Below are 13,437 nucleotides of genomic sequence, written 5' to 3'. Positions count from 1 at the left end.
ATCCTCCGCAGCATTTTGCTTCATCCTCCCTCCCCTAACAACTGATCCTGCATCTCATCCTCCGGCGTGTCGATCAACGGTAGTCTTATCGATACTATCGTTCCCTGAGGTTTATTCTTCTCGTACTTTAAACCGTAACGCCTCCCGTAATGTAGCTGAATTCGCTTATTAACGTTACTGTTTCCCATACCACTGAAAGAATGCTGATGGCGTATACCATCGCTGTCATATTCCTGAGCATCCATATCCAACATGCCTACACCATTATCAGCTATAGTTATAAGAAGATCTTCCGCTTGTTTGCTCACTATGATTTCGATGATACCAGGATAGTCAACATTCTTTAGTCCATGAATAATACTGTTTTCTAAAATAGGTTGTATTAGCAATTTCAATATATAATAACCTGCTAAATCCTCATCTACTTCCCATCTCGTTTGAATCGGTCTACCAAAACGAATCTCCATGATATACAAATAATTCTTTAAATGATCTATTTCCTCATCAATCGTAGTCAGAATTCCACCTCGATTAAAAGAAGAAGCCAACAGACGAGTTAGCGCATGCGTCATATTCCGTATGTTATCTGCTTTACTGATTAAAGCCATAAACTTGATTGAATTGAGTGTATTTATTAAAAAGTGTGGATTGATCTGCGACTGAAGTGCTGCAAACTCCGCCTTTCGCTTCTCCACCTCTTGCCTTTCATGATGGTAGAGCAGATCCTGAATACGTTCCGTCATATGATTAAAAGAATGCCCAAGCTTAATTAGCTCCAGGCTGCCGGTTCTCATAAATTTAGCGTTTAAATCACCTTCAGTAACCAGATCCATTTGCCGGAGAAGCTCATTTAACGGCTTAGTAACATTAGATACAAAGTAAAATGAAACAAGAATAAATGCTAAGATGATCATCAATGCAAACACCCAGACGATATAATTCACACTAAGGTAATTGGCTGTTAGATCAGCATATGGAATAGACTGTACAAGCCACCATCCGGTCTGATCAATCTTGGCGTAGGTTATCAAATTTCTATCTTCACCATTAACATCCACAACGTACCCTTTTTCCTGCGGCCCACGATTTGCGAACCAGTGCATTTGGAATCCCCCCCCTCTAGAGGCAAGGGTATTGGATGAGATAATTTGACCTTCCTCTGTGACGATAAAAAGGCTGGATTCCGTATTATCACGTGACTGCAAAATATGATCAAAGGCACTACTCTCAAACGTAAAAAGAATCATTTCTAGCTGGGATAAAGGATTGATTACACTTGGAGATAGGGCAGCAACCATATTGTAAGGATTGTAGTTACCATATAAAATATTGGGCATCATCCCCAGAAAATGAACGCTATCGGGATTATTCAGCACCTGCCCATACCACGTTTTTTGGCGAAAATAAGAATCATCCAAATTCAAATTCTTTAAGTACGAATAGGATTGATGGTCTTTAAATAGGAAGTTCACCGACAGTACTCGTCCTGAGATGGATGCCGTGTACTTCTCTATTAAGACCTTTAGCTCATAGTAAGCCTGCTGTTTCTCGACTCCACTCTTACGATTAATTTCATAAAGCTTTGCCATCACATCCCTGTCCATACCGATGGAAGCAAATAGTCCCGTCAACCTCCTTATTTCCTGACTAACGGAATAGGAGATCGCTTGAGCCGTTTGCTGAGATCGTGATGTATTTTGCTGAAGAATATCTCGCTTATAAATATTTAGAATAATGATGGAGAATAAGATGATCGGCAGAATGACTACAAGTATAAAAAAAAGCCTCAATGTGCTAGACATCCGCCAATTTTTTCTCATAAGTTCCCTCCCCTTTAAAAGATAACTTATAAACGCTCACTTCTACCTCACCATGAATATTGAACAACATATTCCCTTAAATTTGTGCTACTTCCTGCATGGCGACAAAAGTACTCAGAATATTACACATTCAAATTTACTTCACAAATAAATCCGAGTTTATTTTCATCTTTCGACATCGCTTACGAGCTGATTCAAAATGAAAAAGAGCCGACACTATTGTAGAAAGTTCTACTTTAGGATCAGCTCCTTTAGTTGGTCAATCGTCTTTTCAAACAATATTCATTTGCATAAAATAATTTAATTTGATAGTATAACTGACGAACGTTCGTTAATATCGAGGTGATTTTTTTTGAAAAGTAAAGAAATTAAAGACATTGCTTTGAAATGTTTCACAACTCATGGATATGAGGGGGCTTCTTTGTCTCAAATTGCTGAGCAAGTCGGGATGAAAAAACAATCTCTTTATGCTCATTTCAAAGGGAAAGATGATCTTTTTCTGCAAGTTCTACAAGATGCCAAAGAGACAGAAATCTCATCCAAACTACAATATTTGAGTAAGGTAGGGACTCAAAATCCTAAAACAGATTTATTAGGATATCTGCAATTGGTCATTGATATGTTTCAAAAGAACGAGCAGTTAAAGTTTTGGCTGCGTATCTCTTTTTTTCCACCGCCCCATCTTGCTAAAGCGATTGATGAAGAAGTAATCGACACAGAGAAAAAGATTCAACCCGTACTTGAAAGTAAATTCCAAGCTTGGATCGATGCCAAAGTCATCATGGAAGATGCAGCCTCCATTCCAACGCTTGCCTTTTTAGGTGTAGTTGATTCGATCATGCTAGAGCTTGTGTATGGCAATAATGAAATCCGTTTAAATGAAAAACTAAATGCCTCATGGACCGTATTTTGGAGAGGTATTTCACAGCTGTGATTTTACAAAGAGAGGTATTACTTCATGAAGAAACCATTGAAAGAACAAAAAACAGTCTTACTCATTCTACTAAGTAACATATTCATTGTTTTTCTAGGCGTTGGGCTGATCGTCCCTGTTATGCCTTCCTTTATGAACATTATGCATTTGTCAGGTAAAACGATGGGGTATCTTGTAGCAGCATTTGCATTCGCGCAATTACTCATGTCTCCTCTGGCAGGGCGTTGGATTGACACTTACGGCAGAAAAAAAATGATCGTTATCGGCTTAGTGCTCTTCAGTGCATCGGAATTAATCTTTGGTTTAGGCACACATGTATCCGTTCTTTATATCGCCAGAATTCTTGGAGGGATTGCTGGTGCATTCATTATGCCTGCCGTCACAGCCTATGTTGCGGACATCACCTCAGTAGAGGAAAGACCTAAGGCAATGGGTTATGTTTCTGCCGCCATTAGTATTGGTTTTATTATTGGCCCAGGAATCGGAGGATTTATTACTGAACTAGGTATACGTGCTCCATTCTATTTTGCTGCTGGCTTCGCCTTAATCACTTGTATTTCGTCGATATTTATTCTGAAAGAGCCACTATCCAAAGAGCAGCTTTTGGAAATCAGTAAACTTAAAAAAGACACCAACTTTATCAGTGATCTGAAACGCTCGTTTCATCCAGCATATATTATTGCGTTTATTATAGTGTTTGTCCTCGCCTTTGGCTTATCGGCATATGAAACTGTGTTTAGCCTGTTTTCTGATCATAAATTTGGCTTCACTCCACGGGATATTGCAACCATCATTACAATAAGCTCAATCTTCGGGGTGGTTGTGCAGGTCTTTTTATTCGGTAAAATGGTAGATAAGCTCGGTGAAAAAAAGCTCATTCAACTCTGCTTAATTGCTGGCGTAGCCTTAGCTGTAGCCTCCACCATGATCAATAACTATTTAACTGTTCTGCTAGTAACCTGCTTCATCTTTCTCGCATTTGACCTACTCCGTCCAGCACTAACGACCTATTTATCAAAAACGGCTGAAAAAGAGCAAGGCTTTGTCGCTGGCATGAACTCAACCTATACTAGCCTTGGTAATATCATCGGACCTGCATTAGGCGGAGTATTATTTGATGTAAACATCAACTATCCATATCTCTTTGCGGCTGTCATTATGTTTATTGGTCTTGTAATTACGATGGTATGGAAAGAAAAACAAGCTACTAATGGCTTGGTAAACTAAGGTAAAGAACAACTGCGAATAGTAAGATTTACAAAATAAAAACAGCTCGCCCTCTATGGGGACACGAGCTGCTCAGGCTGTCGAGAATGTCTCGACAGCTTTCTTTATATCTAATCATTTACAGTCTTCACCACGTATTTTATCCTCGTTCCCCCTGCTTGTACATTAAATATACAAAAAACGGAGCCCCTAACCATCACTTCATGACCAGTACCTTTGATTTCAATTTGCTTGAGAATAATTCTTCAACCTAGAATGGATTGATCACATGGAAAAAGACGTTAGGCGACGCCATACGGTAATAATAGCTGCACCAGCCTGCACCTTTGTCGGTGAAACGGTTCGTCGTGCTATACAGCAATCGTTCCTGCTCCAGCTCCTCGATCCGTTCGAGCTTTCCGTCCGCATATTCTAACAGCCTCATGCTCGCTGTATCCAGCCGGCTTACAACACCGCCGTAACGAATATCGAGCACCTCCCAGCCGAACGGTTTGAACATCGATAGCCATTGCTTCCGGTGTGCGGCGCGAAGATTTTGCACACCCAGCGAAATTTCGGGCAAAACATCCTCTGCAATCCGCCTAAGTACTGCCTTGTCTCCACTGTCATAAGCCCGCTTCAGCTCAAGACCGATTTCGCTCTTCTGCTTCAACACCGCACATAGCTTTTGTGGCACCTCAAACAAGTAATCTAGCTCTGCCTCAGCTTTTCTGCGGCTTGCAATTTCGCCTTCCGCCCATGCATAATGAGCCGCCATATCTAGCCCATCAATCTGTTTGTCGAACAGCCCCAGCAGTACATCCTGATACAACAGAAACTTAGACGGATTGCTCTGCTTCTGATTATTTGGTGCAGCTCCCGGTGTCTCGTCCAAATACTTCAGCCCCATGTAAGCGTCCGCCTCGATGCCGGTGCAGAACCGAACGCGCTCGGCCAGCGCCTTGTCAGTCGGCGTCGACGAAGAATAAGCATGCTCCGCATAAAACTGCAAGCCGAGCAAAGCAATGTACGGATTGCTCTCCATTCCGTCGTCACCCCACATCGTCGCATAAACTTCCCGGATGCCTTCCTTCTTGCATACCGTCAGCGCTGCATCGGTCGCCGGCAAGGATAGCCCGTAATTGACGCCGAACGTATTGAATACCCACACAGCACCCGCAAAAATAAGATTATTACCGAGCGGCCGGTGTTTGGCGATCAATGTTTCGTAGTCCTTCTCCTCGACGTGGTTATAGTCCCAGTAAACCATATCTATGTCCTTAGGAATGCGGCTCGACATGTCCTCTGATATTTGCGTCTCATGGCCATAATAATCTTCACCGTTAGCTGAAGCCAGCTTCAGGAACATATCGCTCCACATCATCGGTTTCAACCCTAAGCGTCGAGTTACTGCGAGCACCCGCTCCAGATGGCCTGTCATAATATCAAAACGGTTCATATGTCCATTGCGATCCAAAAATTTACCGCGTCCAAGCTCTTCCGCTTCATCCATGCCGATGTGGATTTTCCGGCTGCGGAACGGCGCGCTAATGCTGACAATCATATTTTCGACCAGACGATCGGTCTTCTCCGCTCCAACTAGCAACGCGCCTTTTGTATCTTTATATTCCTTTACCGGCTCCCATTTCAAAAACTCCTCCAAATGAGCCAGTGTTTGAATGCTCGGGAACGCTTCAATGCCGAATTGATCGGCGTAATCGTCGATTTCCTTCAACTCCGCCGCCGTGTAGCGGCCGCGCATGTAGCCGAAATATGGCTCGTCTTCTATCTCGTAAGTGTCTTCCAAATAGAGCATGACGCTATTCAAGCCCATCAGCGCCATTTTACGCAGCATAAACTTGAAGCTTTCAACGGTTAGCACTCCATTGCGCGATAAATCAAACATCGGACCGATCACATCGAATTGTTGTTGCTCTGTAATTTGAAAGCTCTCTCCGCCCCTAATCTTCTGAATCAACAGTCCCAAGCCTCGAAAAAATTGATGTTTAGCGCCGTAACGAATATAAGCGCTTTTACCATCATAACCAACTTCCAGTTCTCCTGAAGACGGTTCTATTAAAACGGGAATTCCATCCTCCGACCATTCTGACTTAAGTTCGGCAAGCAGCAACCGAAGTCCTGATTGAAGCTCGCTCAATTCTCCTATAAAATGTAACTTCACTATCAATCCCTCCACAAAAATGAAATATATATAAAATTACACCAAAAACTCGATCAAGGGTGTTAACCTTTGACCGAGCCTGCTACCATGCCTTTCATAATTTGCTCTTGGAAGATCAAAAAGATGAGAATGGTTGGTATTGCAGCAATAAACATCGCGCCCATCGTTAAGCTGTAGTCCGTTCCGAATCCATCGGAGAAGAGCGACAAGCTGAGGGGCAGCGTCTTCAACGCTTGAGAATTAATAAAGACGAGCGCGAAGGAGAAATCATTCCAAAACCTCAAAAATGCAAGAATTGTAATCGTAGCGACGATCGGCAGGGACAACGGGAAAATGATGCGTCCGAAAATTCCCCACCAGCCGTTGCCGTCGATCATCGCCGCTTCCTCTACTTCTCTCGGAATGGATACGATGTAGGACATTCCGAGGAAGATCGCAATTGGTAATTCAAATGCCGTATACGGTAGGATGAGTGACCAGTACGTATTCAGCATCCCGAGCTTGTTCATGAAAATAAACAATGGAACGAGTGTGCTATGAATTGGAATGAGCATGCCTAGCAAGAACAATCCTTTTATAACGCCACTCAACTTGAATGGGAACCGAGCAAGTACATAAGCTGCAAGCATACCGAGCACAATGGTCAGCAGCAGTGCTGAGAGGGTAACAATTGTGGAGTTGAGCACCGCCCGGCCCATATTTCCGAGATCCCATGCCCGGGTTATATTGTCGAACTGCCATTGCTGCGGCCAGGAATAGGGACGATTGAAAAATTCCTGATTTGACTTGAATGCACTTATTCCTAACCAGTATAGCGGATACAATGTAATTATGGCATAAAATAACAGGATGATTTTCGCAATTCCGGAAATCGGCTTACGCCACAGCGAGCCTCTCATCTTCTCCGACCGAGCGTCTATCATTGCTTGCATAGCGATTCACTCCTTCATCGGCCGGGCTAACATTAGCCGACCGCCCATTAGCCGCGTCTCTTCGTGATGATATGATTTAGGCCAATGAGCACGGCGCTAATCAGAATAATCATTGTGGATACCGCAGAGCCGTAGCCGTAACGGTATACCGTAAAGGTGTTATTGTACATATATGTGGCGAGCAATTCTGTCGATTGTGCAGGACCGCCGCGCGTCATGACGATAACATGGTCGAATGCCTTCAAACTTCCAGATATGCACAGTACGATGGTTACAACAACTGTTCCCCAAATTATCGGGAGCGTCACGAAAAATAGCTTTCTCCAGGCTACTGCCCCGTCGATCTTCGCAGCATCTTCAATTTCTGAAGAGATATTTTGGAGTGCAGCGATGAAAATGATAAGATACGGGCCGATATTCGCCCAGTTAATCGGGATCGATACGGCAAACATATTGATTTTAGGGTCGTCTAGCCAAGGCCGGCGCCAAGATTCCAGTCCCAGCGTCTCCAATAATTGATTCAGCAAACCGATTTGCGGGTGATAAATATAGCCCCAGATGAGACCGACGACGACTGTAGACAGCACCATCGGGAGAAATACAGCGGAGCGCATCAACCGATTGAACATCGTGTTCTTGAGCAAGAACAATGACAGCAGCAATGCGACCGATACTTGACCTATTACTGCCGAGACAACAAGGATCAGGTTGTTTTTCAGTGCTCTCCAGAATACTGGATCCTCTAGTATCATTCGATAATTATCCAACCCGATAAGCTTAGCAGCACCGAGTCCCTTCCACTCAAAGAAACCGTAGTAAGCTGACCAAAAAATCGGAACGATCGCAAAGATGATAAAGATGAGTAGTGCAGGAAGCAGCGCCATGATGACGAAGCTTCTGCTGCGCAATGATGCAGGCATGGCGACAGCCTCCTTTACGTACTTTTGTCTGATTACTTTTTAGTCGAACGCGCTTGCGCATCCTGCAGTTTTTTAGCTACATCCTCCGGCTTACCGCCCATCATAAGCTCTTGAAGACCGTTGTTGATCACTTCGCCTGCTTCAGCAGATAAATAGGCGTCATATACCGGCGTAATTTCAGAATTCACAGCCAATTCATAAGCTTTGAAGTAAAGCGGGCTTACTTTCGACTTATCCAGTTCTACTTTGTACATAACCATTGAGTTGCTTTCTGCGATCGCCTTTTGGCCATCCGGTCCGCTTACTGCGTAGATCAGATCAAGCGCTGCCTGCTTCTGTGCGCCTTTTGTATTTTTGTTAAGCGCGAAGCCTGCGCCTGCGCCACCGGAAATCGTATTCGGTTTGCCTGCTCCACCTTCTATGCCAGGCATTGTTGTGACTTCGATAGGTGCCAACTGCTCAGGAGTTGCAGATGCTGCAAGATTCGTAAGCGACCATGCGCCGTTAATCATCATAGCTGCCTTGCCTTGAATGAAGTATTGCTCTGCTTGCGTGTTGTCGATGCTGTTTGCGCCATCTTGAAACGCTTTATTGTCAACGAGCTCTTTGTACTTGCCCAAAGCGTCAATGAACACAGGATCTGTAAAAGACGCTCCATCTTGAGCTGCAGCTTTCAAGAACCATTCCGTGCCCGTCACGCGGTCAGCCAACGAACCGATAATCGTCGATTGTGCAACCCATGGCGCTTTATTGCCGAGGGCAATCGGCGTAATGCCGTTGTCGTTGAACGTTTTAATTGCAGTCATCATCTCTTCCCAAGTCGTCGGCACTTTTACACTATGCTTCTCGAAAAGATCTTTGTTATAATACATGAACGAAGTTGCTGACATACCGAGCGGCGCTGTGAAAATTTGTCCTTTTTCAAACTCATAGCGGTCGAATGCACCTGCCAAGAAACTGTTCTTCCATTCTGGGTATTTATCCATCAACTCTGTAATCGGTTGAAGCTTACCGGCATCATAGAACTCTTGGGATTGGCTGCCCGCATATACGAAAAATACGTCTGGCATTTCATTTGCCGCAGCCACCGTGCTTAGGCGTTGACGATAACCGTCAACCGGGATCGCTTGCGCGTCTACCTCAACGTCTGGATGCTCCTCTTTATACTTGTCGATCAGGTCTCTAACCGCTTTGGCACGAAGGTCGTCACCCGCGAAGTTATGCCATATTGAAATTTTCGTTTTTTCTTCAGAGCTTTTGTTGTCTCCATTGCTCTGCTCTTTTTTTCCGCTATTGTTGCAAGCGGTTGCCAAAAGGGCAATCATCAAGATAATTGTCGTTACAAACGCAAGTCTCTTCTTCATTCAAATATTCCCCCTTTAGTGATAACCCTAGTATAGATAAGACAGACGAGAAGTCGTAGGGGGGAAAGTTAAGCCCATACGGGGGATATTTTCACCTTCGTCTATTCATTTTGAACGATATTGCGAAGGGGTTTCGCCACTGTAACGCTTAAACAGCTGGTTAAAATGCTTCATATCCTCGTAACCTACCCGCTTAGCGATCTCACTTACCTTCGCTGGCGTTTCCTTCAACAAACGGCTAGCCCATTCCATTCTCGCCTCAGTTACATACTCAATATAGTTCTTACCTGTTTCCTGTTTAAACAGCTTGCTAAAATAGTTCGGATTCATATGTACGCATGCCGCTACCTGCGCCAAAGACAAGCTGTCTGCAAGATGCTCGCGGATATAGGCTACAGTTCGGTCAATGGCTTCATTCCGGCTGCCATTTAATCGTTCATACTGCGCATGGATTGCAAGCAACATCTGCTGCAAAGTTTCTTCTGGATTCGCAGTAAGCAGCTTTATGTCCAGCTGTTCAAGCTGTGGAAGCTTTGGCATCGATTGACCAACGGATGCTGCTGCACGCTCTAGCCAGCGGTACCCCCCAACAATCAAGGAATGCAAATACGCTTGAACGGAACAAGGCGTCGCTTCCGTATCCTGTCTAATGCTCTCCAGTTCACCTTTAATCCACTGTTGTACGACTTCTCGGCTCCCGCTTCTCAGAACGGCGGTTAGCTTACTCTCCACTTCTTCCGTACAAACGGTCCGCATTCCTTTCCGGTCTTTAATTTCCTCATAGGCCAGCATTCTTGCTTCCTCTGCCAACCAGCGGTACGAGGCGGTATGTTCGGCGGTGCGAAGTGACTCCCTAAGTTCTGCCAAATTGCTGGCCCATACACCGCATGCTGCAAAAAAAGGCTGGCTATAAACGCGCTCCGCCCGCTCCATCGACGCCTTAACCAATCGCTTCGCGCCCGGCTGCCCCCTGCGGAAAATAAGCAGCCATCCATAGTCCCAATCCAGAATGACACAGCCAAGTGAATCCCTAATCATCGCAGCCGCCTCATTCATTTCACTTTCCGTCTCCTCCTTCATTGTCAGTGGATATGCAGATGTCACTAGCCATAGCTCTAGCTTCTCCATATCCGATCCGAGCCTCAGCTCAGGATAATAGATCAACAGTTCCTCACTTTCACGCTCCGTCAGGAGATTGTCCCCGCGAAGAAACCGATCCAGTTGCTTCCAACGGTATGCCGTTTGATGAATGGATTCTTGAAGCACAGCCTCCCGTCTATTGACGATACGCTGCTTCACGCGCATAACCGCAGTCATAATATCGCCAGGACGGCTATTTTTAAGCAAATAATCACTTATTCCTTCCCGCATCGCTTGCTGTGCATATGCGAAATCATCGAATCCAGACAATATAACAATTTCAATGTAAGGAAAATTCCGCTTAACCTCGCGAGACAATTCCAATCCCGTCATTCCCGTCATCCGAATATCGGTTAGAATGATGTCAGGACACTCTATCGGAATGCGCATCAGCGCTTCCTCTGCGGAAGCAGCCGGCGCGAGCAGCTCGATGCCATTCTCTTCCCATTTAATAACCGTGCTAAGGCCGGTCCTAATAATGACTTCGTCATCTACAATTAAAAGCTTCATGTGCACATTCTCCTTCCTTCCCACAAAGGTTGCAGCCTATTTGATTTCTGATTGGAGCGGTATAATGGTAAAACTAACTTTAGTGCCGCTTCCTTCTACGCTTTCGATCCGCAAACCGGCTTCATGCCCATAATGAAGCTGCAGCCGATTATGCACGTTGCGCAATCCGTAGCTGCTGCCTGCCGAGTCATTATTCTTCAGCGGATCAATGCCCAAGTTTGCGCTTACCTTCTCCCTCAGCAGCTCCAATCTTTCCCTGCTCATGCCGACACCGTCATCCTGAACGATAAAGGTTATTTGCTCTCCCGCTGACATTGCTTTAACGATAATACTTCCTTTACCCTCTCTTTTCAAAATGCCATGAATCATCGCATTTTCAATTAGCGGCTGGAGCAGCAGCTTCAGCATTCTCATATCGAGCAGCTCCGCCGGAATATTCGCCTCGTAATCAAATTTATCCGGATATCGAATGGACTGGATCTTCACATAATGATCTACATGCAAAATTTCTTGGCTGATTGCACAATATTCCTGTCCTTTATTTAAGCTGAACCGAAGAAAATCACTCAATGAGCCGACCATATCCGCAATTTTCTCGTCTCCCTTCATTAGGGCCATCCAGTGGACTGACGATAACGTATTGTATAGAAAATGCGGATTGATCTGCGCTTGAAGCGCCGACATATCCGCTTCCTTCTTCAACGCTTCGTTGTGCTTCACCTCATCGGTTAAATTAATAATTCGCGAGCTCATCCGATTATAGCTAATAATCAGTTGTCCAACCTCATCGATCGATGTGACGGGCAGCGTCGGCAGCGGTTCGTCCGGGCTGGAATTTCTAAGAAAATTCGTTAATGCTGACAACGGTTTCGTTACCTTTTGAATAAGTACAAGTACAAAAGCGATGACAAAAAGCATGGAAATGCTGACTGCAATTGCAGTTAACGTTAAAAAATACTGGTTCTGCGCTCTGTAAGCTTTTGCCGGAATGATGCCTACGAGCCTCCAGTTAACATTCGGCATCTGATAGTACAGTACGGTACTCCGCTCCTCCGCTTCTCCGTAATCGAACGAACCCGACTTACTCTTGAAATCAACTATTCCGGGAAAATAATCGTTCAAGTTCTTGTTAGTCGAGTACCCTTCTGGCCCAGCCAATATCCGATTTTGTTCGTCCAACAGCAGGGCGACGCCTTCACCCTCTAGTCCAGCTTGCTTTAAATGGCTAGAGATAACCGATTGTGTCAAGCTAATTTTAAGCATGCCGATATCGTAATATTTTGATGTGCTGCGAATCGGCCGTGACATCGTAATGACATCCTCTTTGCCGTCCGACGTAACGAAGTGATGCACCGGAGACCACCATTTAGGATGTTTCTCATAATAACTGGGATATTCGCTCTGAATATCGGTCCATTCTGATTCGAGGACGGATCTGAAGGAAACCGACGGCTTATTATCTTCATTCGATTCGATCATGACATTGGCGATATATGGTTTGGAAATCGATAATGTTGTAAGTAAATTAACGATCGAGGTTTGCTTTAGCAAATCGTGTTCCGGTGTTTTCAAATAGCTTTGGACATCAGGGTGGCCGATGAGGAATAGAGATAGATTCTCGACATCGCTCACCATATTTTCCAAATAAGCCCCAATTTGCCGAAGCGTGTTCATGCCGGAACTTTTCGCTTTCTCCTCCGTTAAGCTTTCAGCAATATAATAAGAGAACAGTCCCAGAGACAACACCGGTACCAATACCGAAATAATAATCAACAAGCTCAGCTTCTGCTTTAACGACTTACCCAACCAGTTTTCCATCGTATCCTCCGTTCAGATTACCTTTATGCTCTGTAGCTAAATTGTAGCTTTCAAGACTTCCAGAAAACATGTTTGCGCTTTCATATTAACCTAAGTCGCTCGTCCCGACTAGAGTCTATTGTTGACTTGATGAAGCATTGCCTGGTCTTGAGGTCGTCGATGTACCGGGAGAGAGCACCGGATCTTACCTCAGCACAAAAAAATAGACCGCTCTCTCGCAAAGGAATACAGTCTATTTCCTGTTTGATCCTTCGAAAAGCGGCTATTGCACCGGCAGTCGTGTTTCCACACGGCTCGCTTGCATTGCACATTTTTTCTCTCCAAACTATTCCATGAAAGAAATCTAATAAAAAGCCACTCCACTCTCCACACAACAAAAAAAAACGGCATTTCTGCCGTTTCTTTAGGATGGACTCTCAGGGGCTCGAACCCTGGACAAATAGATTAAGAATCTACTGCTCTACCAACTGAGCTAAGAGTCCATATGATGTTTGGTGGAGCCAAGGGGATCGAATCCCTGACCTCATCGCTGCCAGCGAAGCGCTCTCCCGCCGTTGTTGGTTTCACTACCAAAGACACCCCGAGGCAATCAAGAATTTTCCCAAAAAAAA

Annotated in this window: 9 protein-coding genes and 1 tRNA gene; 2 read left to right on the top strand and 8 right to left on the bottom strand. The window is 44.7% G+C overall.

Going from position 1 to position 13,437, the window contains the following annotated elements; all coding sequences use genetic code 11:
* Positions 1-20: 20 nt before the first annotated feature.
* Complete coding sequence (locus tag NST34_RS09165) at positions 21-1,820, bottom strand: cache domain-containing sensor histidine kinase (RefSeq protein WP_341061646.1); 1,800 nt, start codon at positions 1,818-1,820, stop codon at positions 21-23.
* 352 nt (positions 1,821-2,172) lie between these two features.
* On the opposite strand from NST34_RS09165, the gene NST34_RS09160 reads away from it, so the two are divergent.
* Together NST34_RS09160 and NST34_RS09155 are read left to right on the top strand one after the other, a co-directional pair.
* Positions 2,173-2,754 (top strand): TetR/AcrR family transcriptional regulator, encoded by a 582-nt coding sequence (locus NST34_RS09160; protein WP_094871492.1) that lies wholly within the window; start codon positions 2,173-2,175, stop codon positions 2,752-2,754.
* Between the two features lie 24 nt (positions 2,755-2,778).
* The gene (locus tag NST34_RS09155) at positions 2,779-3,981 is read left to right on the top strand and encodes an MFS transporter (protein WP_339270022.1); all 1,203 of its coding nucleotides are present in this window, start codon (positions 2,779-2,781) and stop codon (positions 3,979-3,981) included.
* A gap of 250 nt (positions 3,982-4,231) precedes the next feature.
* On the opposite strand, the gene NST34_RS09150 is transcribed toward NST34_RS09155, so the two are convergent.
* From NST34_RS09150 to NST34_RS09120, 7 genes are all read right to left on the bottom strand, one after another.
* A complete protein-coding gene (locus NST34_RS09150; RefSeq protein ID WP_341061730.1) occupies positions 4,232-6,142 on the bottom strand; it encodes a beta-N-acetylhexosaminidase in 1,911 nt (636 codons plus the stop codon).
* A gap of 62 nt (positions 6,143-6,204) precedes the next feature.
* Positions 6,205-7,065: a carbohydrate ABC transporter permease gene (locus tag NST34_RS09145; protein ID WP_256716411.1), complete on the bottom strand. Its 861-nt coding sequence runs from the start codon at positions 7,063-7,065 to the stop codon at positions 6,205-6,207.
* A 56-nt stretch (positions 7,066-7,121) separates the two neighbouring features.
* Entirely contained in the window at positions 7,122-7,994 is an 873-nt protein-coding gene (locus tag NST34_RS09140; RefSeq protein ID WP_042186574.1) for a carbohydrate ABC transporter permease, read from the bottom strand.
* A 32-nt stretch (positions 7,995-8,026) separates the two neighbouring features.
* Positions 8,027-9,358 carry an extracellular solute-binding protein gene (locus tag NST34_RS09135; protein ID WP_076283303.1) on the bottom strand — a complete coding sequence of 444 codons (1,332 nt, stop codon included), beginning with the start codon at positions 9,356-9,358 and terminating at the stop codon, positions 8,027-8,029.
* Positions 9,359-9,463: 105 nt separating this feature from the next.
* Positions 9,464-11,008, bottom strand: a complete 1,545-nt coding sequence (locus NST34_RS09130) for a response regulator transcription factor (protein ID WP_341127596.1) — start codon at positions 11,006-11,008, stop codon at positions 9,464-9,466.
* Between the two features lie 36 nt (positions 11,009-11,044).
* On the bottom strand, positions 11,045-12,826 hold the full coding sequence (locus NST34_RS09125; protein ID WP_341127595.1) for a sensor histidine kinase: 1,782 nt from the start codon (positions 12,824-12,826) through the stop codon (positions 11,045-11,047).
* A gap of 409 nt (positions 12,827-13,235) precedes the next feature.
* A tRNA-Lys gene (locus NST34_RS09120) sits at positions 13,236-13,308 on the bottom strand.
* Positions 13,309-13,437: the final 129 nt, after the last annotated feature.

The sequence above is a fragment of the Paenibacillus sp. FSL H7-0714 genome (genome assembly GCF_038003765.1).
Lineage (GTDB): Bacteria > Bacillota > Bacilli > Paenibacillales > Paenibacillaceae > Paenibacillus_AQ.
The sequence above is the reverse complement of the archived record's forward strand: the minus strand, read 5'-3'. Positions and strand labels throughout refer to the sequence as shown.

Bases quoted from the DNA above. Each gene is read 5' to 3' on its own strand.
- NST34_RS09145 (WP_256716411.1), bottom strand. From the start codon at position 7,065: ATGATAGACGCTCGGTCGGAGAAGATGAGAGGCTCGCTGTGGCGTAAG.
- NST34_RS09125 (WP_341127595.1), bottom strand. From the start codon at position 12,826: ATGGAAAACTGGTTGGGTAAGTCGTTAAAGCAGAAGCTGAGCTTGTTG.
- NST34_RS09130 (WP_341127596.1), bottom strand. From the start codon at position 11,008: ATGAAGCTTTTAATTGTAGATGACGAAGTCATTATTAGGACCGGCCTT.
- NST34_RS09165 (WP_341061646.1), bottom strand. From the start codon at position 1,820: ATGAGAAAAAATTGGCGGATGTCTAGCACATTGAGGCTTTTTTTTATA.
- NST34_RS09155 (WP_339270022.1), top strand. From the start codon at position 2,779: ATGAAGAAACCATTGAAAGAACAAAAAACAGTCTTACTCATTCTACTA.
- NST34_RS09135 (WP_076283303.1), bottom strand. From the start codon at position 9,358: ATGAAGAAGAGACTTGCGTTTGTAACGACAATTATCTTGATGATTGCC.
- NST34_RS09140 (WP_042186574.1), bottom strand. From the start codon at position 7,994: ATGCCTGCATCATTGCGCAGCAGAAGCTTCGTCATCATGGCGCTGCTT.